This window comes from Massilia sp. 9096 (assembly GCF_000745265.1).
Lineage (GTDB): Bacteria > Pseudomonadota > Gammaproteobacteria > Burkholderiales > Burkholderiaceae_D > Telluria.
In genome coordinates, this window is record NZ_JQNN01000001.1 from 616,983 (window position 1) to 635,584 (window position 18,602).

Annotated in this window: 15 protein-coding genes and 1 tRNA gene; 11 read left to right on the plus strand and 5 right to left on the minus strand. The window is 66.5% G+C overall.

Annotation, left to right across the window (positions count from 1 at the left end; all coding sequences use genetic code 11):
- Positions 1-2: 2 nt before the first annotated feature.
- Positions 3-200 (minus strand): YbdD/YjiX family protein, encoded by a 198-nt coding sequence (locus FA90_RS02625; protein ID WP_036165641.1) that lies wholly within the window; start codon positions 198-200, stop codon positions 3-5.
- The gene (locus FA90_RS02630; RefSeq protein WP_036165644.1) at positions 200-2,269 is read right to left on the minus strand and encodes a carbon starvation CstA family protein; all 2,070 of its coding nucleotides are present in this window, start codon (positions 2,267-2,269) and stop codon (positions 200-202) included. Before FA90_RS02630 ends, FA90_RS02625 begins: the two co-directional genes overlap by 1 nt.
- 234 nt (positions 2,270-2,503) lie before the next feature.
- On the opposite strand from FA90_RS02630, the gene FA90_RS02635 reads away from it, so the two are divergent.
- From FA90_RS02635 to FA90_RS02670, 8 genes are all read left to right on the plus strand, one after another.
- Positions 2,504-3,868 carry a cache domain-containing protein gene (locus FA90_RS02635; RefSeq protein WP_036173802.1) on the plus strand — a complete coding sequence of 455 codons (1,365 nt, stop codon included), beginning with the start codon at positions 2,504-2,506 and terminating at the stop codon, positions 3,866-3,868.
- Positions 3,869-3,870: 2 nt separating this feature from the next.
- Positions 3,871-4,539, plus strand: a complete 669-nt coding sequence (locus FA90_RS02640) for a response regulator transcription factor (RefSeq protein ID WP_051971350.1) — start codon at positions 3,871-3,873, stop codon at positions 4,537-4,539.
- A 126-nt stretch (positions 4,540-4,665) separates the two neighbouring features.
- Positions 4,666-5,805: an HDOD domain-containing protein gene (locus tag FA90_RS02645; RefSeq protein WP_239700510.1), complete on the plus strand. Its 1,140-nt coding sequence runs from the start codon at positions 4,666-4,668 to the stop codon at positions 5,803-5,805.
- On the plus strand, positions 5,798-7,927 hold the full coding sequence (locus FA90_RS02650; RefSeq protein ID WP_081933593.1) for a bifunctional diguanylate cyclase/phosphodiesterase: 2,130 nt from the start codon (positions 5,798-5,800) through the stop codon (positions 7,925-7,927). Before FA90_RS02645 ends, FA90_RS02650 begins: the two co-directional genes overlap by 8 nt.
- Before the next feature lie 25 nt (positions 7,928-7,952).
- Positions 7,953-8,042: transfer RNA gene (locus tag FA90_RS02655), tRNA-Ser, on the plus strand.
- 131 nt (positions 8,043-8,173) lie between these two features.
- Entirely contained in the window at positions 8,174-9,322 is a 1,149-nt protein-coding gene (gene dgoD / locus FA90_RS02660) for a galactonate dehydratase (RefSeq protein ID WP_036165650.1), read from the plus strand.
- Positions 9,323-9,339: 17 nt separating this feature from the next.
- Positions 9,340-10,317 (plus strand): 2-dehydro-3-deoxygalactonokinase, encoded by a 978-nt coding sequence (locus FA90_RS02665; protein WP_036165653.1) that lies wholly within the window; start codon positions 9,340-9,342, stop codon positions 10,315-10,317.
- Positions 10,314-10,961, plus strand: coding sequence for a 2-dehydro-3-deoxy-6-phosphogalactonate aldolase (locus FA90_RS02670; RefSeq protein WP_036165656.1), 648 nt, complete (start codon positions 10,314-10,316; stop codon positions 10,959-10,961). The genes FA90_RS02665 and FA90_RS02670 overlap by 4 nt, the downstream gene beginning before the upstream one ends.
- Positions 10,962-10,973: 12 nt before the next feature.
- Here the strand turns inward: FA90_RS02670 and FA90_RS26145 are convergent, their stop codons facing one another.
- Positions 10,974-11,264, minus strand: a complete 291-nt coding sequence (locus tag FA90_RS26145; RefSeq protein WP_156116555.1) for a hypothetical protein — start codon at positions 11,262-11,264, stop codon at positions 10,974-10,976.
- A 154-nt stretch (positions 11,265-11,418) separates the two neighbouring features.
- Between FA90_RS26145 and FA90_RS02675 the strand changes: the two genes are divergently transcribed.
- Both FA90_RS02675 and FA90_RS02680 read left to right on the plus strand, forming a co-directional pair.
- A complete protein-coding gene (locus tag FA90_RS02675) occupies positions 11,419-13,143 on the plus strand; it encodes a pectate lyase (protein ID WP_197065233.1) in 1,725 nt (574 codons plus the stop codon).
- A gap of 247 nt (positions 13,144-13,390) precedes the next feature.
- Entirely contained in the window at positions 13,391-14,932 is a 1,542-nt protein-coding gene (locus FA90_RS02680) for a TolB family protein (protein ID WP_036165659.1), read from the plus strand.
- 22 nt (positions 14,933-14,954) lie between these two features.
- Here the strand turns inward: FA90_RS02680 and FA90_RS02685 are convergent, their stop codons facing one another.
- Together FA90_RS02685 and FA90_RS02690 are read right to left on the minus strand one after the other, a co-directional pair.
- Positions 14,955-16,019: an acyltransferase gene (locus tag FA90_RS02685; RefSeq protein ID WP_081933594.1), complete on the minus strand. Its 1,065-nt coding sequence runs from the start codon at positions 16,017-16,019 to the stop codon at positions 14,955-14,957.
- Between the two features lie 142 nt (positions 16,020-16,161).
- On the minus strand, positions 16,162-17,664 hold the full coding sequence (locus FA90_RS02690) for an amidase (protein ID WP_036165666.1): 1,503 nt from the start codon (positions 17,662-17,664) through the stop codon (positions 16,162-16,164).
- A 94-nt stretch (positions 17,665-17,758) separates the two neighbouring features.
- Here FA90_RS02690 and FA90_RS02695 point away from each other — a divergent pair, with 94 nt between their 5' ends.
- Positions 17,759-18,490 (plus strand): helix-turn-helix transcriptional regulator, encoded by a 732-nt coding sequence (locus FA90_RS02695; RefSeq protein ID WP_036165670.1) that lies wholly within the window; start codon positions 17,759-17,761, stop codon positions 18,488-18,490.
- The last annotated feature ends 112 nt before the right edge of the window (positions 18,491-18,602 follow it).

The window sequence follows — 18,602 nt, forward strand, 5'->3', positions numbered from 1 at the left end:
GTTCAGCAGCATCCGCCGCGCTTGCCGTTGCCGTAGCGGGCCTGCTGGCGCTCGCGGAAGAATTCCTCGTAGCTCATCACCGGCTGGTCCGGATGGGTCTTTTCCATGTGCGCCACATAGGTATCGTATTCCGGCAGGCCGACCATCAGGCGCATGCTTTGCCCGAGGTAGCGGCCGGCTTGTGCGAGCGTGCTGAACATCACTGCACCTCGGCTGCGGCCGGCGCCGGCACGTACGGCGTCTCGTTGGCGCTCGGACGGCTGCTCCTGTTCGCCTGCAGCGCGGTGCGGATGCCGTACACCAGCACCGCCACCACCACGAACATGAAGAAGCCGCACAGCACCGCGTCGACGTAGTCGTTGAAGACGATGCGGCCCATCTGGTCGACCGACTTGGCCGGGGCCAGCACCTGGCCGGCGTCGAGCGCGGCCTGGAACTTGCGCGCATGCGCGACGAAACCGACCTTGACGTTCTCGTCGAAGATCTTTTCCCAGCCGGCGGTCAGGGTGCAGATCAGCAGCCAGATGGTCGGCACGATCGTGACCCAGGCGTAGCGGCCGCGCTTCATCTTGAACAGCACGGCGGTGCCCAGGCTCAGCGCGATACCGGCCAGCATCTGGTTGGCGATGCCGAACAGCGGCCACAGCGTGTTGATGCCGCCCAGCGGATCGACCACGCCCTGGTACAGGAAGTAGCCCCAGGCGGCCACGCACAGGCCGGTGGCGATCAGGTTGGCCGGCAGCGACTCGGTGCGCTTGAAGGCCGGCGCGAAGGCGCCCAGCAGGTCCTGCAGCATGAAGCGGCCGGCGCGGGTGCCGGCGTCGACGGCGGTCAGGATGAACAGCGCCTCGAACAGGATCGCGAAGTGGTACCAGAACGCCATCATGGCCTTGCCGCCGACCGCGTTGGCCAGGATCTGGGCCATGCCGACCGCCAGCGTCGGGGCGCCGCCGGCGCGCGAGATGATGGTGTTTTCACCGACGTCCTTGGCCAGCTGGGTCAGCTGGTCGGGGGTGATCACGAAGCCCAGGTGCGACACCGCGGCCGCGGCGCTCTGGGCGGTGGTGCCGAGCAGCGCGGCCGGGCTGTTCATGGCGAAGTAGACGCCCGGGTCGATGGTGGTCGCGGCCACCAGCGCCATGATGGCGACGAACGATTCCATCAGCATGCCGCCGTAGCCGATGAAGCGGGCGTGGGTCTCGTTCTCGATCATCTTGGGCGTGGTGCCCGACGAGATCAGCGCGTGGAAGCCCGACACCGCGCCGCAGGCGATGGTGATGAACAGGAACGGGAACAGCTTGCCCGACCAGGCCGGCCCGGTGCCGTCGATGAAGCGCGTGACCGACGGCATCTGCAGGTGCGGAGCGACGAACACGATGCCCAGCGCCAGCGCGCAGATGGTGCCGATTTTCAGGAAGGTCGACAGGTAGTCGCGCGGCGCCAGCAGCAGCCACACCGGGATCACGGAAGCGATGAAGCCGTAGCCGATCAGCATCCAGGTCAGCTGGGTGCCGGTGAAGTTGAACATCGGGCCCCAGGTCGGGGAGTCGTGCACGGCCTGGCCGCCGACGATGGCCAGGATCAGCAGCACGAAGCCGATGGCGGAGATCTCGCCGATGCGGCCGACACGGATGAAGCGCGAGTAGATACCCATGAACAGCGCGATCGGGATGGTCGCCATCACGGTGAAGGTGCCCCACGGCGAGCCGGTCAGCGCCTTCACGACGATCAGGGCCAGCACGGCCAGGATGATCACCATGATCATGAAGGTGCCGAACAGCGCGATCACGCCCGGGATCTCGCCCATTTCGGACTTGATCAGGTCGCCGAGCGAGCGGCCGTCGCGGCGCATCGACAGGAACAGCACCATGAAGTCCTGCACGGCGCCGGCGAACACGACGCCGGCCAGGATCCACAGCATGCCGGGCAGGTAGCCCATCTGCGCGGCCAGCACCGGGCCGACCAGCGGTCCGGCGCCGGCGATCGCGGCGAAGTGGTGGCCGAACAGCACGTAGCGGTTGGTCGGCACGAAGTCGAGGCCGTCGTTGAATTTATAAGCCGGGGTCTGGCGCTTGGGGTCCAGGCCCATCACCTTGTTGGCGATGAACAGGCTGTAGAAGCGGTACGCGATCAGGTAGACGCACACCGAGGCGACGACGATCCAGACTGCGTTGATGGATTCGCCGCGCCGGAGCGCGACGTAGGCGAGCGACGCCGCGCCCACGAGTGAAAGGGCAACCCAGCCGAGCTGGCTTGTAAGACGTTTCATGTGACTCCTCCGATAGGACGGTTCTGTTTGACCGGTCGTTGCCGGCCTTCCTTGCGCGCACTGCGCGAAGCTTACTGGTCAGTATCTGGCACGCAGCAGCGCACGACAAGCGCAAGAATACGCAGGCGGCTGCGTAGTACTACGTAGCGCCGCGTAAACACGGGACATTGCCGAGGCGGCCGCATGCGATCGGCCGTACAATTTCATGTTACGACAATTCACCACATGCATGGCATGAAGTTAAGGCAGAAGCTCATTTTCCTGGCGATCGCGCCGCTGATCCTGGCGCTGTGCGCGATCGCGCTGTTCGTGCGCCAGCAGGCGCTCGCGCTGGCCGAGCAGCAGCACGCGACCATCCAGCGCGCCTACCTGGCCAGCAAGCAGGCCGAGCTCGAACACTACGTCGAACTGGCTTCGCACGCGATCGCGCACCTGACGGCGTCCGGGCGCCACGACCCGGCCACGCTGCTTGAGGCCAAGCGCGTGCTGGCCTCGCTCAGCTTCGGCGATGACGGCTACTTCTTCGTCTACGACACGCACGGCCGCAACCTGATGCACCCGCGCCAGCCCGAGCTGGTCGGACGCGACCTGTGGAACCTGCACGATCCGTTCGGCGCGCCGACCATCCAGAACCTGCTGGCGATGGCCGCGCGCGGCGGCGGCCTGGTGCGCTACAACTGGGTCAAGCCCTCGACCAACCGGTCGGCGCCCAAGCTCGGCTACGTGGTGCCGATCCGGAACTGGGGCTGGGTCATGGGCAGCGGCCTGTATTTGGACGACGTGCAGGCCGCGCTCGACCAGGTCGACGACCAGCAGAACCGGAATATCGCCAGCACGATGTGGTGGATCGCCGCCCTGGCGATCCTGTCGTCGCTGGGCATCGGCGCCTGCGGGCTGGCGCTGAACCTGTCCGAATCGCGCGTGGCCGACGCCAAGCTCAAGGCGCTGGCCCAGCGCGTGGTCGATTCGCAGGAGCAGGAGCGGGCGCGCCTGTCGCGCGACCTGCACGACGGGATCAGCCAGTGGCTGGTGTCGATCAAGCTGCAGATCGAGGCCGGCATCATCCGCCTGCAGGGCGGCGACGCCCAGCGCGAACGCGCGCGCATCGCTTTCGAGCACACCGCCGGGGAGATCGGCGGCGTGCTGGGCGAGGTGCGCCGGATCTCGCACGACCTGCGTCCGGCGCTGCTGGACGACCTTGGCCTGGCCGCCGCGCTCGACCACCTGGCGCACGAGTTCTCGCTGCACAGCGGGATGCCGGTGGCGTTTTCCAGCGTCGGCGCGGTCGAGGCGCTGCCGGCCGCGGTGAGCACCACCCTGTTTCGCATCGCCCAGGAGGCGCTGACCAACATCGAGCGCCACGCCGGCGCGCACAGGATCGAGATCGCCCTGGCGTGCGCGCGCGCGCGCGACCGCGTCGTGCTGACCATCGTCGACGACGGCGCCGGCTTCGACCCCGAGCACGTGGCCGGCCACCCGCAGCGCGGCATCGGCCTGCGCAACATGAGCGAGCGGCTGGACGCGATCGGCGGCCGGCTCGACATCGCCTCGTCGAACGCCGGCACCACCGTGCGCGCTGCAGTCGACTTAAAGGATTGAATATGGAAGACCTGATCGAAGAGCGCGGCCGGGACCCGATCCGCATCATGCTGGTGGACGACCACCCGCTGGTGCGCGACGGCCTGCGCGCGCGCCTGGAAGCCGTGCCGCACCTGCGGGTCGTGGCCGAGGCCGATTCCGGCCCGGACGCGCTGGCGCTGGCGGGCAGCACCCACATCGACCTGGTGCTGATGGACATCACCATGCGCAGCGGGGGCGGGATCGACGCCACGGCGCAGCTGACCGAACGCCATCCCGGCATCGCGGTGCTGATCCTGTCGATGCACGACAAGATCGAATACGTGACCCAGGCCATGCAGGCCGGCGCGCGCGGCTACGTGCTCAAGGATGCGCCCGGGCGCGACATCGTGCTGGCGATCGACACCGTGATGGCCGGCGGTATCTACTACAGCGCCGCGCTGGCGCGCCAGCTGGTGCGTCCGGGGGCGCCGCAGAGCGAGCCCTTGAGCACGCGCGAACAGCAGGTGCTGCGCCACATCGCCAACGGCGAGTCGAACAAGCGCATCGCGCTCGAGCTCGCGCTGTCGGTGCGCACGGTCGAGACGCACCGCCTGAACATCAAGCGCAAGCTGGGCATCGAAGGGCAGGCCGAGCTGATCAAGTACGCGGTCGAGCACGCCACGCTGGGCAGCGCTGCGCCCGGAGCCTGACGAACGCATGGACTTGAATTATGTGTCCTTATGGCAACATAAAGGTTTGCTTTCCCGAAAGAAACGCTTTATATTAGTGAATACAACAAACATGCATATTCGCTAATGGCTGCTGCCCCGTTTCCGTTGGTTGATCTCCGCACCGTCGCCAACGCGCAAAACGAGTGGGTCGCACTGTCATTGCGCGCCGACAGCGGCGCCACGCTGCAGACGCTGTTCGGCACGACCGACCTGCTGGCCGCCATCGCGCCGCTCGACTGCATCGTCCAGTTCGACGATCCCGCCATCCTGACTCAGAACCTGCTCGCCGTGCTGCCGCCGAACCGCGTGCTGCTGGCGGTGCCGGTGCAGGCGCTCGCACAGGACGACGCGGCGCGCCACATGACCGAACTGCAGGCGGGCGGCTACCGCGTGCTGGTCGACGGCGTCGCGCCGCCCGGCGTGACGCTGCCGCCGGCCTTGCGCAGGCTGGCGCGCGACTGCAGCGCGGACGCGCCGCCGCCCGGTTCGCTGGCAAGCCTGTTCGGCCCGCACCTGGCCTACGGCGTGGCCACGCACGCGCGCCTGCGCGCCTGCGAAGTGGCCGGCTTCGGCTGGTTCAGCGGCGACTGGGTCACCGAGCACCGGCCCGCCGATGCGCAGTTCGAGACCGACGACGGCACCTCGCGCCGGCGCTTGCTGGCCATGCTGGCGCTGCTGGCGCGCGACGCCGACTCGTGCGAGATCGAAGACCAGCTCAAGCAGGATCCGGGGCTGTGCTACCACCTGCTCAAGCTGGTCAATTCGGCCGCCTTCTCGTGCGGTACGCCGATCACCAGCTTCGGCCAGGCGATCACCCGCATCGGGCGGCGCCAGCTGCAGCGCTGGCTGCAGCTGCTGCTGTATGCGCACCAGGCGCCGGACGGCCAGCCGAACCTGCTGCTGCTGGTGGCGGCGCTGCGCGGCGCGCTGCTCGAGGCGCTGGCGCGGCGTGACGGGCTCGATCGCAATGCCCAGGACCTGGCCTTCATGTGCGGCGTGTTCTCGCTGCTCGACCGCCTGTTCCACATGCCGATGCCCGAGGTGGTGCGCGGCCTGGGCCTGGTTGCCCAGGTCGAGGACGCGCTGCTGCGCCGCAGCGGCCTGCTGGGCCGGCGCCTGCGCCTGGCCGAAGCCGGCAGCGTCGATGCGGCCCTGATGGACGAGGCAAGGGTCGATCCGGCCGGCTGGTGGCAGGACCAGCTGCATGCCCATCACTGGGCGATCCAGGTGGCGCGCAATGTCTAGGCTGGCGCTTTCCTCGACCCTGGACTTCGTCGGCAGCAGCGCCGCCGCGTGCGACGCCATCCTCAAGCTGCGCGGCCAGGCCCTGTACCTGGAACTCGGACGCATCGCCGGCGCCATGCTGGCTTGCCCGCAGGGCGTCTTCGTGGAGATCCATGCGCCGGCGCCCGCGCCCGCGCGCGCGACGCTGACGGTGGAGGTCGGCCTGGACGGCCAGTCGTTCGGACGCTTCGAGCTGGCTGGACGGCCGTTCACGCTCGAGGACCGGCGCCAGCTCGAGGCGCTGGCCGGTGTCACCGCGACGCTGCTGCAGGTGCACGGCCTGGCCCAGCGCACCACGCACGCCTACGCCCAGGTCGAGGCCCAGCTGGCGCAGCAGGCGCAGATCCTCGACCAGATCCACGAGTCGGTCATCACGCTCGACCGCATGGGCTACATCACCAGCTGGAACCGCGGCGCCGAGCAGCTGTTCGGCTACACCCCGGTCGAAGCGGTGGGCCGCCACGTCCTGTTCCTGTACGCCGACGACGCCGACGACGACGCAATCCCGTGCAGCTACGCCGAACAGGGCGGCCGCATGATGGAAGTGCGGCGCAAGAAGAAGTCGGGCGAGGTGTTCTGGGCCAGCCTGTCGCTGTCGGCGCTGGTCGAGAACGAGGCCGCGCCAGGCGCGCGCCCGAGCGGCATGATCGCGTATCTCACCGACATCACCGAGCGCAAGCTGGCCGAAGAGCGCCTGCACCACCTGGCCTACTACCAGGAGCTGACCGGCCTGCCCAACCGCACGCTGTTCGGGCGCCTGGTCGACCAGGGCCTGCTGTCGGCCCAGCGCAACGAGTCGACCGCCTGCGTGCTGTACCTCGACCTGAACCGCTTCAAGCTGATCAACGGCACGCTCGGACGCCATGTCGGCGACGAGCTGCTGCGCCAGGTCGCCCAGCGCTTGCGCGGTTGCCTGCGCGACGAGGACGTGGTGGCGCACCTGTCCGGCGACGAATTCGCGGTCGGCCTGTTCGACATCCGCCAGCACTTCGAAGCCACCACGGTCGCACAGAAGCTGCAAGCCGCGCTCGAAGCGCCGTTCCTCATCGAGCGCCACGACCTGCGCGTCGGCGCCAGCGTCGGCATCGCCGTCTATCCGCAGGACGGCCAGGACGCCGAGACGCTGCTGCGCATGGCCGACATCGCCATGCAGCGCGCGAAGGAGGGCGCCGAGAACCCGGACCACAGCGTCGCCTTCTATCGCCTCGACATGAACCATGGCATGCAGCAGCGCATGCAGATCGAATCCGGCCTGCGCCACGCGCTCGGCAACGGCGAGCTGATGCTGCACTACCAGCCCAAGTTCGAGATCGGCTCGAACCGCGTGGTCGGCGCCGAGGCGCTGGTGCGCTGGCGCCATCCGCAGCGCGGCATGGTGCCGCCTTCGGAATTCATTCCGCTGGCCGAGACCACCGGCCTGATCGTGCAGGTGGGCGAGTGGGTGCTCGAGCAAGCCTGCGCCCAGGCCGCGGTCTGGCAGCGCGTCGGCCTGCCGCCGCTGCGGCTGGCGGTGAACGTGTCGGCGCGCGAGTTCGCCGCCTCGCTGCCGGCGCGCGTCGACGCGACGCTCAAGCGCTACGGGCTCGGGCCCGAGTGGCTGGAACTGGAGATCACCGAAAGCACGCTGATGCACGACATCGACGCCGTGATCGGCATCATGGACCGCATCAACGCGCTCGGCGTCGCGCTGTCGCTGGACGACTTCGGCACCGGCTACTCGAGCCTGTCCTACCTGAAGCGCTTCCCGATCGACACGCTGAAGATCGACCGCTCCTTCACCACCGGCATCCCGCTCGACGCCAGCGACTGCGCCATCGCCAGCACCATCATCGGCATGGGCCGCAAGCTCGGCCACCGCGTGATCGCGGAAGGCGTCGAGACGCTGGACCAGCTGGCCTTCCTGCGCGATGCGGGCTGCGACGAAGTGCAGGGCTACCTGTACAGCAAGCCGCTGCCGGCCGAGGACTTCGAGCGCTGCCTGCGCGAGAACTGGCTGCTGCTGGCCGACGACCGCCTGGACGACTACGCCGACTATCGTGGCGACGACCTCAGCTCGTCCGCACGCCTGCCCGGCGGCCGATGATTTATGTATAATGCCGGTTCCCCAAGGAAGCGTGGCCGAGTGGTTGAAGGCAGCAGTCTTGAAAACTGCCGACGGGGGAACCCGTTCGTGAGTTCGAATCTCACCGCTTCCGCCAAGCATACTGAACTAAAGCCCCACGCGTTGGGGCTTTTTTTCGTCTCCTAGCGGGACGCGGCCTGCCGCTGTAACGATCCTTGATAACCAGCGCGTGCGCTGCCGATCCATCGGTCGGGCTAGACTGGCCCCATGAAGATCACCAAACTCACGACCTACCGCGTGCCCCCGCGCTGGATGTTCCTGAAGATCGAGACCGACGAAGGCGTGGTCGGCTGGGGTGAACCCGTCATCGAGGGCCGCGCACGCACGGTGGAGGCGGCCGTGCACGAATTCGCGGACATGCTCGTCGGCCGGGACCCGGCGCGCATCAACGACCTGTGGACGATGATGTACCGCGGCGGTTTTTACCGCGGCGGCCCGATCCTGATGAGCGCCATCGCCGGCATCGACCAGGCGCTGTGGGACATCAAGGGCAAGGTGCTGGGCGTGCCGGTCCACGAATTGCTGGGCGGCCGGGTGCGCGACCGCATGAAGGCCTACAGCTGGGTGGGCGGCGACCGGCCGGCCGAGATCATCGCGGGCATGCGCACGCTGCGCGCGATCGGCTTCGATACCTTCAAGATGAACGGTACCGAGGAACTCGCGATGCTCGACACCTCGCTGCGGCTCGACAACGCCGTGCGGCGCGTGGCCGAGATCCGCGAGGCGTTCGGGTTCGACGTCGAATTCGGCATCGACTTCCACGGCCGCGTGGCCAAGCCGATGGCCAAGACCCTGATCCGCGAACTCGAACCGTACCGTCCGCTCTTCATCGAGGAACCGGTGCTGGCCGAGCACGCCGACGATTACGCGAAATTGGCCGAGACGACCTCGATCCCGATCGCGGCAGGCGAGCGGATGTACTCGCGCTACGAATTCAAGCGCGTGTTCGAGCGGGGCGGCCTGTCGATCGTGCAGCCGGACCTGTCGCACGCGGGCGGCATCACCGAATGTTTCAAGATCGCGGGCATGGCCGAAGCCTATGACATCGCGCTGGCGCCGCATTGCCCGCTCGGTCCGGTGGCGCTGGCCGCCTGCCTGGCGCTGGACTTCGTGTCGTACAACGCGATGCTGCAGGAGCAGAGCATGGGCATCCACTACAACAAGGGCGCCGAGTTGCTCGACTATGTCGTCAACAAGGAGGATTTCAAGGTGACGGATGGCTTCTTCTCGCCCTTGACCCGGCCCGGCCTGGGTGTGGAAATCGACGAGGCGCGCCTGATCGAGGCCAGCCGCGGCGCCGTCGACTGGCGCAATCCGCTGTGGCGCCACGTCGACGGCAGCGTGGCGGAATGGTGACGCCAAGCGTGGCCGGGGTGGATGGCGTGGCCGGGCGCGCACGGCTGCTGGCGCTGGATTGGGGCAGCACCCATCTGCGCGCCTACTTGCTCGGCGCCGACGGCGTCCGGCTGGACGAGCGCGATGCCGACGCCGGCGCCAGCACGATGAATGGCGACGCGCGCGCGTACGAGGCCGCGCTCGAGGACGTCGCAGGCCACTGGCTGGCGGCCCGGCCCGACTTGCCGATTGTCGCCTGCGGCATGGTCGGCAGCCAGCACGGCTGGCGCGAAGCGCCGTATGCGGCCTGTCCCGCCGGCGCCGCCGACCTCGCCGGCGCGCTGGCGCGGGTCGATGCCGGCGGGCGCACCGTCGCGATCGTGCCGGGCGTGTCGTGCCGGGGCGAGGACGGCGTGCCGGACGTGATCCGCGGCGAAGAGACGCAGATCGTGGGCGCGCTCGCGATGCAGCCCGACCTTGCGGCCGCGTCGACGCTGGTACTGCCCGGCACCCACTCGAAATGGGCGAGCGTCGAGGACGGACGCATCGTGCGCTTCTCGACCTACATGACGGGCGAACTGTTCGCGCTGCTGCGCGCGCATTCGGTGCTGGGCCGCCTGATGCAGGGCGAGGACGCGCCGCTGGAGCAAGGTTTCGATGCCGGTGTGCGCGCCGCCGCCGGGTCCGCGGGCCTCACGCACCAGCTGTTCGCGGTGCGCACACTCGGGCTGACGGGCGAGCTGGCGCCGGCGGCCTTGTCCGGCTATCTGTCCGGGCTGCTGATCGGCAGCGAGATCGACGCGGCCCTGCGTGCACGCGCACCCGACGGCGCGGCGGCGCCACGGCCCTTGTCGGTGGCGCTGGTCGGTGCGCCGGCGCTGACCGCGTTGTACGAACGCGCACTGGCCTTGCGCGGCGTGACGTCGGTGCGCCGGCTCGACAACACTGCGCCGGCCGGCCTATGGCGCCTGGCCGCCGCGGCCGGCCTGATCACGGATTTGGAGGGTTCCCCATGACTGAAGCAAGCAAGCAGGACGCGACGGCGTTCGACACGGCTTTTTCCAGCTTGCCGCTGGTCGCCATCCTGCGCGGCGTGAAGCCCGACGAGGTCGAGCCGATCGCGCGCATGCTGTACGACGAAGGTTTTCGGCTGATCGAGGTGCCGCTCAATTCCCCCGAACCGTTCGAGTCGATCACGCGTCTGGCGCATGCACTGCCGCGCGATGCGGTGATCGGCGCCGGCACCGTCATCGACCCGGCCGATGTGGCCCGGGTCAGGGACGCGGGTGGGCGCTTGATCGTCATGCCGCACGGCGACGCGGCCGTGATTCGCGCGGCCAAGGCGGCTGGCATGTGGTGTCTGCCGGGCGTGAGCACGCCGACCGAGGCATTCGCGGCGATCGCCGCCGGCGCCGACGCCATCAAGATTTTCCCGGCCGAAGTCATCACACCGGTCGTGCTGCGCGCCATGCGGGCCGTGCTGCCGCCTGGGCTGCGCACGCTCCCGGTGGGCGGCATCAAGCCCGACAGCATGGATGCCTTCCTCGCGGCGGGCGCGAACGGCTTCGGGCTGGGCTCTGCCTTGTACGCGCCGGGAATGGCAGCGGCCACGGTCGGCGAGCGCGCGCGCGCCTTCGTCGCCGCCTGGCATGCCCGATAAATAGCTTGATGGTCAGGTCGGCCGCTCGGCACCTCCATTGCATCCGACAGAATCGGCAAGGTCCGCATCGCTCCAAAAAGCACTGCCGCCTTGCCGATCGCCTTGGCTCAGGAATGCATCGCTCCACCAGGCACTGATCGCCTCGCTCGCCCGTTCCAGCGTAATCGGGAAGGGATGACGTCGACTGTCGTTCATCGAGCGAATGGCGCTTGTCATCTGCAACTTTCCCAATTTAGTTTCTTTGGCGCTACAGTTGTTCATGATATTTCCACAAAACACCTTTTCCAAGATAAATATATCCATTTGTCTGATATATTAGAATCGTACTTCTGATATATCAAAATGGAATAAGCCCCATTTGCTCCACGCTGCAGCCTGTCTCTGCCTTGCCCAAGCTCATCCGGGCCGCACCGAGACGAACCAACCTTCTGATAAAAACGAGAATCGAGGTAGATACATGAGTAAATTCCTTGCCACACTCGGCATGTCGACATCCGCCGTACTGCTGGCCGCTTGTGGCGGCAGCGACGACAATCCTGCCCCGCCCGTCGCCGCTACACCGACTCCGGCCACGACCGCCGCCGCCTACATGCCGACCAAGGGCGAGTCGGCCGCGTACATCGACACCCGGCTGCAGATTACCTTCGACGCACCGCCGCAGCCGGGCCGTACCGGCACGATCAAGGTCTACAAGGCCGATGGCACCCTGGTCGACACCATCGACGTCAGCAATGCAGTCGTGAACGCCGGTGGCGAAACCCAGACGGTGCTGCCGGCCACGAATACCGAGATCGACCAGATCGGCAAGGGCGCCGGCGCCAACCTGACTGCATGGCGTTATGTCTACTACCAGCCGGTGACGATCAAGGGCAATACGGCCACGATCAAGCTGCACGACGGTGTGCTGGCGTATGGCACCGACTATTACGTGACGATGGATCCGGGCGTGCTGGCCGGCAATGTCAACGGCCAGGGCTTCAATGCCATCACCGGCGCCAAGACCTGGGCCTTCCATACCAAGGCGGCCCCGAGCTCGAAGACGGCCGTGACGGTCGACGACGATGGCGCGGCCGACTTCCGCAGCGTGCAGGGCGCGCTGAACTGGATCATGGCCAACGGCTGCCTTTCTTGCACCAACGCCGCGGACCAGAAGACGATCACGATCAAGAACGGCGATTACAACGAGCTGCTGTTCCTGCGTAACGTCAACAACCTGACGATCACCGGCGAAAGCCGCACCGGCGTCGTCGTGCACGCCGAAAACTACGAGTCCTATAACCCGGGCACCGGCGGCAGCAAGACCTCGGTGCAGACGACGTTGACCGGCGAACCCAGCTCGAAATCGACCACGACCCGCCGTTCGCTGGGCGGCGGCCGTTCGGTGCTGCTGGTCGAAGGCACGGACATGCTCAAGCTGAGCAATTTCACGCTGAAGAACGATCACGTCAAGCAAACCATCTACGCCAACCAGGCCGAGACGATGTATTTCAACAACGCGACGCTCAACGGCAGCCGCTTCGTCGCGACCCAGATGAATTTCATCAGCACCCAGGACACGATCCAGACCAAGGGCTGGGCGTGGTATTACCAGTCGTATATCGCCGGTGACGTCGATTTCATCTGGGGTTCGCCATTTGCGGCCATGTTCGAGCAGAGCGAACTGCACACCGTGTTCGATCCGACCGGCGCCGCTGCAACCGGCACCTATTCGGGCGGTTATCTGTTCCAGGCGCGCGACGCATATGGTTATCCGGGCTTCGTGGTGCTGAACAGCTCCCTGACCGCGGATGCGAACGTGCCGGCGGGCAGTGCCTATCTCGCCCGTTCGGGTGGTCTGACCGTCGACGCCGGCTATTGCAATACGCTGTACACGACCGGCAGCTTCGGCAATCCGAATCTCGGCTGCGACAATATCGCCTATATCGGCAACAAGATCGGCCCGCATATCGCCAGCGTCGGCTGGTTCACGCAGCCGGCCGCGTCGCCGATTCCCGATCCTTCGGTGCCGACGGCAACCAGCGGCTGGCGCGAAAGCGGCAGCATGAATCCGGATGGCAGCCCGGCGGACGTGAGTGGCCGCACCGCTTACTCCGCCACCAATCTCGATTTGAGCGGCGCCAATACCCGTGCCAAAGTCTTCGCCAGCTGGAATAACGGCGCGGGCTGGGTGCCGCAGCCGTAATCGAAAGCACCGATCCGCTACGATCCCGCAGAAACGCCTGGCTCGCCCAGGCGTTTTTTTTATCATGAAGTCGGCAAGCGGATTCACCAGGCGCCAGGGCGCGCGCCGAGCGCAATCGCACATTTTTTATCGGAAAGTGGCCTATAGCCTGCCGAATTTGTGACAAGAACGTTCCTTGACCGGCGGAATAACATCGCCGACGATGGCTGCGCTGCTCATCCACATTAAAAATGATAACGGAGACTCGATGAACCGATCTTTTCCTTCGCTGGCAAGCGCGGCCCTCGCAATGCTGGCCGTATCGGCCGGCGCATTCGCCCAGCCAGTCGGCCAATTCAGCGCCCACCAGGATATCGGCGCGGTCAAGCGCGCCGGCGCATTCGCTTACGACGACCAATCGCAGCAATACCGCATGAGCGCGTCCGGCAAGAATATCTGGTTCGCCGACGACCAGCTGCATTACGCCTATAACCAGATGCAGGGCGATTTCATCGTGCGCGCGCAAGTGGCTTTCGAAGGCAAGGGCGCCGATCCGCACCGCAAGGTGGGCTGGGACGTGCGCTCGGGACTCGATAACGGCGCCAGCCACGTATTTGCCGTCGTCCACGGTGATGGACTGACGTCGCTGCAATTCCGCGAAAAATCCGGTGCCGACATGGACGAATACCGGATGGGCATCACGGCGCCGGACGTGATCCAGCTGGAGCGCCGCGGCGACGTATTCATCATGAGCGCGGCGCGTTTCGGCGAGCCGTTCCAGGTCACCAGCGTGTCGCACGTGAAATTGGGCGACAAAGTCTATGTCGGCCTGGGCGTCAGTGCGCACAATGCCGATGCCTACGAGACCGTCAGGATTTCGAACGTGCGCGTGGTGGTGCCGGCGGCAAAGAATTTCGTGCCCTACAAGGATTACATCGGCAGCGATATCGAAATCATGGACATGGCCACGCACAACAGCCGCGTCGTGCTGCGCTCGCCGGAATCCTTGCAGGCGCCCAACTGGACCCGCGACGGCAAGGCGCTGATCTACAATTCGAATGGCTTGATGCACCGCTTCGATATCGCCAGCGGCAAGACGGCGCCGATCAAGACCGGCATCGCCACCAACAACAATAACGACCACGTGCTGTCGTGGAACGGCAAGCTGCTCGGATTGAGCAGCCACGTCAAGCGCCCCGACGGCAGCAATTATTCGACCATCTACACGGTGCCGATCGGGGGCAGCGACAAGGCCACGCTCATCACCGATACCGACCAGGGCCATTCCTACCTGCACGGCTTTTCGCCCGACGACCGCACGATGATCTTCACCGGCCAGCGTAACGCGGCGATGCGCGCCAACAGCCCGAAAGTGCTGAACCTGTACACGATCGACGTGGCGAGCAAAAAGGAAACCCAGCTCACGACCACGCCGGCGCTGGACGACGGCGCCGAATACAGCCCCGATGGCAAGCAGATCTATTTCAATTCGAACCGGACCGGCTTGATGCAGTTGTGGCGCATGGCCCCGGACGGCAAGAGCCAGGTGCAGCTGACCTTCGACAAGTTCAACAACTGGTTCCCGCACGTGTCGCCGGACGGGAAAAAGATCGTCTTCATTTCCTTCATGGACGACGTCGATCCTTACGAGCATCCTTTCTATCGCCAGGTGTATCTGCGCGAAATGCCGATCGAAGGCGGAACCCCGAAGGTGATCGCTTACCTGTATGGCGGGCAGGGCAGTTTCAACGTGCCGAGCTGGTCGCCGGATGGGTCGCACATCGCGTTCGTGAGCAATACGAAGCAGTAAGCGAAACAGCAGGCCGGATGGTTCAGGCCGGGCCTTGCGATGCGAAGCCCGGTTTGGACAGCGTCGCTGGCTTGGCGGCGCCGCGCCGGATCAGCGGCAGCTCGAAATACACATACGAATAATGCGCGAGCACGATCGCCGCCACCACGAATCCCCAGGCCGGCACCGGCGACGCGAAACCGTAATTCGACGTCGCCAGCTGCTGCCACAAATAAATGCCGTATGAAATCTGGCCGAGATGGGCCAGGTGCCGATTGCAAAACAGCGCGCCGATGCGCGGACGATGCGTCGGCGTGCCGAATACGGCGATGCAGATCAGGATCGGCAAGCCGAGGGGAAACACGATTTCGCTGACGATCGATGGCACAGCCATGGATGCGCTGGTCAACAGCAACAGCAAGGCGGCGCCCCAGATCGGCCAAGGGAGCTTGCAAAACAGCGGATGCAATCGCTCCCAATACAGCGCGCAGGCGCAGCCCGAAAGCATGCACAGGACGTAGCTGAAGCAGTTGTTGATCATCCGGTTGCCGGTGAAGTGCGTGATCGCGCAGCCGATGGCGAGCGCCAGGCACAGCACGCCGATGCGGCGCCGATGGACGGCCAGGAGCGAGACCGAAAACAGAATGGGAAACACCAGGTAAAACTGTTCTTCGTACGCCAGGCTCCAGGTGTGGCCCAGGGGCCAGGTGCAGTTTCCGACCGAATCGACGTTGCACAGGAATGCGGCGGATTGGAAAAACGGCGCCAGCGGCAGGTCGAATACGCCGGCTGCATTGAGCACGGCGACGACGCCGATATACAGCAACAGCGGCGGCAGGATGCGGAAAATGCGGCGGCGGTAGAAAGCGCGCATGTCCAGGCGCCCGCTGCTTTCCCATTCGCGCACCATGCCGCGGCAAATGACAAACCCGCTGATGCAAAAGAAGATTTTGACGCCGACCAGCCCGAGTATTTCGAGCCGCCAGACGAGACCGTCCGCCACGGTGGCGTACCAGGGGTGGCTGTATGCAATCAGATGAGAACCGAGTACAAGGCCGATCGCGATGAATCGCCACACGTCGACCTGATGCAACCTTGCGGTGTTCATGTCTGGACATTTTTTCGGGACGAGAATCGCAGACTACCTCGTCAAAAAATATTTATCCAGGTATTTACAATTGAAACCACAGGTTTATTTGTTGTGCGGAGCAGCAGTTACCGTAAGTAAATGATGTTTGCGTGTCGGCGCATCAGGCCGAGCCGCGCGCGAGCGCAGGCATCCTGTCGAACCATGGCTGCGCCGCCTCCAGCTGCGCCGCCAGCTGCAGCAGCCGGTCCTCGCTGCCGAACGGCCCGACGAACTGCACGCCCAGCGGCAGGCCGTCCGCGGTCCAGTGCAGCGGCACGCTCATCGATGGCGTGCCGGTCAGGTTCGACAGCTGGGTGAAGGGCACGTGGCGCAGGTTGTCCAGTGCTATGCGCTCGACCACCTTGTCGAGCAGGCCCAGGCGCGCCAGCCCGCCCAGCAGACCGCTCGCGTCCAGCAAGCCCATCAGCGCTTTTTCGGCCCGTGACGGATCGCCTTCGCCATGCCGGATCGGCGGCCCGGCCAGCGTCGGCGTCAGCAGCAGGTCGTACTGCGCGTGGAAGGCGCCGAGCGCGCGCGTGAACTCGTTCCAGCGGTTCAGCTGCGCGGTGAGCGTGGTGGCCGAGGTGGCGCCGCCGAGCGTGACCAGCACGCGGTTCATCAGTTCGATCTCGCTGCGCTTCGCACCCAGCGCCCGCGCGCGCGCGACCGAGGCCGGGATCTGGCCGAAGTACATGTGCAGGTAGCTCTGCGCCAGCGCGGTACCGTCGATGCGCGGCGCGGCCGGTTCGACCTCGTGTCCCAGGCGCTCCAGCAGCTTGACGGTCCGTTCGACCGCCAGCACGGCTTCCGGATGGACCCCGGTGCCGATCGGCGAAGCGGTGCTGTAGCCGATGCGCAGGCGCCCCGGATCGCGCCGCATCGCCTCGACGTAAGGCTCCAGAGGCGGCGCGATCGCGAACGGGTCGCCCGCTTCGAAGCCTTGCAGGATGTCCAGCCCGAGGGCCGAGTCGCGCACGCTGCGCGAGAGCACGCCCTCGCTGGAGGCGCCGAACCAGACCTCGCCGATGCCGGGCCCCGACGACACGCGCCCACGCGAGGGCCGCAGCGCGAACAGGCCGCAGCAGGCGGCCGGGATGCGCAGCGAACCGCCGCCATCGTTACCGGCCGCCATCGGCACGATGCCGGCGGCCACCGCCGCCGCCGCGCCGCCGCTCGAGCCGCCCGGCGTGCGCGCCAGGTCCCACGGGTTGTTGGCGCGGCCGAACAGTTCGGGATCGGTGACGGCGCGGGTCGCGAACTCGGGCAGGTTGGTCTTGCCGAACACGACCAGGCCGGCGTCGAGGTAGCGCCGCGTCACGTGCGCGTGCACCGGCGCCACCACGCGCGCCATCGAGCGGCTGCCGTAGCTGGTCGGCACGCCGGCGTAATCCTGGACGCCATCCTTGAGCAGGAAAGGCACGCCGGCCAGCGGCCCGGTCAGCGGCTTGGCGAGCTGGGCGCGCGCCTGCGTCTCCATCAGCCGGACCACGGCGTTGATGCTGCCGTTCACGCGCGCGTGTTGGGCCAGGGCCAGGTCGAGCAGCTCGCCGGGGCCGACCGCGCCCTCGGCCACGTGCCCGGCGAGGGCAGTGGCGTCGCAGGCGAGGTAGTCGTCGATGTCCATGGGTGGTTCACGCGTCGTGGTGTTGCAAAAGGGTAAAACCATCTTGTCATGGAAGCCCTGTTGCCGCAAGCTCGAGCATGCTAGCATCGTGACCATGTCCGAAGTCGACCAATTGCTCACCACCGTCAAGCGCCAGCTGAAATTGCAGGGCAAGACCTACCGCGACGTCGCCGCCGCGCTCGGCCTGTCGGAGGCCAGCGTCAAGCGCCTGCTGACCTCGAGCACGCTGGGCATCGACCGCATGGTCGAGATCGCGCGGCTGCTCGGCTTCACGCTGGCCGAGCTGGCCCAGGAAGCGGCGCTCGGCGCGGTCCGGCTGCGTACGCTGACGGTCGCCCAGGAGCGCGAGCTGGTGTCCGACACGCAGCTGCTGCTGGTCGCGGTGTGCGCGCTGAACCACTGGACCCTGGCCGACATGCTGGCCGTGTACCGCCTGAGCGAAGCCGAGTGCGTGCACAAGCTGTTGCTGCTGGACCGCCGGCAGCTGATCCATCTGCTGCCCGGCAACCGCATCCGCCTCAACGTCGCGCGCGACTTCGACTGGCTGCCGGACGGGCCGATCCGCGAATACTTCCGCACCGAAGGCCTCGACGATTTTCTCGGCAGCCGCTTCGAGGACGCCGGCCAGTCGCTGGCGTTCGCACACGGCATGCTGACCGAGAGCGCGCTGGCGACCTTGCAGGAAGAGCTGCGCCGCCTGCGCGCGCGCTTCGCCGAACTGCACGAGGAAAGCCTGGCCTCACCCTTGCCCAAGCGGCGCGGCAGCGGTCTGTTGCTGGCCTTGCGCGAGTGGGAACCGGCCGCATTCACGGCGCTGCGCCGCTGAGTGTTCCTGCCGGGTTTGCTGATTGACCGGGTGCAGACCTGTTGCATCGACGCCGCGCTTGTCTAAATGGCGCGTCGTCAAGCGCAAATACATACATGCAAAAACCCAGTGC

Coding starts and splice junctions, on each gene's coding strand:
- FA90_RS02625 (WP_036165641.1), bottom strand. CDS start 200: ATGTTCAGCACGCTCGCACAAGCCGGCCGCTACCTCGGGCAAAGCATG.
- FA90_RS02630 (WP_036165644.1), bottom strand. CDS start 2,269: ATGAAACGTCTTACAAGCCAGCTCGGCTGGGTTGCCCTTTCACTCGTG.
- FA90_RS02635 (WP_036173802.1), top strand. CDS start 2,504: ATGAAGTTAAGGCAGAAGCTCATTTTCCTGGCGATCGCGCCGCTGATC.
- FA90_RS02640 (WP_051971350.1), top strand. CDS start 3,871: ATGGAAGACCTGATCGAAGAGCGCGGCCGGGACCCGATCCGCATCATG.
- FA90_RS02650 (WP_081933593.1), top strand. CDS start 5,798: ATGTCTAGGCTGGCGCTTTCCTCGACCCTGGACTTCGTCGGCAGCAGC.
- dgoD (WP_036165650.1), top strand. CDS start 8,174: ATGAAGATCACCAAACTCACGACCTACCGCGTGCCCCCGCGCTGGATG.
- FA90_RS02670 (WP_036165656.1), top strand. CDS start 10,314: ATGACTGAAGCAAGCAAGCAGGACGCGACGGCGTTCGACACGGCTTTT.
- FA90_RS26145 (WP_156116555.1), bottom strand. CDS start 11,264: ATGGATATATTTATCTTGGAAAAGGTGTTTTGTGGAAATATCATGAAC.
- FA90_RS02675 (WP_197065233.1), top strand. CDS start 11,419: ATGAGTAAATTCCTTGCCACACTCGGCATGTCGACATCCGCCGTACTG.
- FA90_RS02680 (WP_036165659.1), top strand. CDS start 13,391: ATGAACCGATCTTTTCCTTCGCTGGCAAGCGCGGCCCTCGCAATGCTG.
- FA90_RS02685 (WP_081933594.1), bottom strand. CDS start 16,019: ATGAACACCGCAAGGTTGCATCAGGTCGACGTGTGGCGATTCATCGCG.
- FA90_RS02690 (WP_036165666.1), bottom strand. CDS start 17,664: ATGGACATCGACGACTACCTCGCCTGCGACGCCACTGCCCTCGCCGGG.
- FA90_RS02695 (WP_036165670.1), top strand. CDS start 17,759: ATGTCCGAAGTCGACCAATTGCTCACCACCGTCAAGCGCCAGCTGAAA.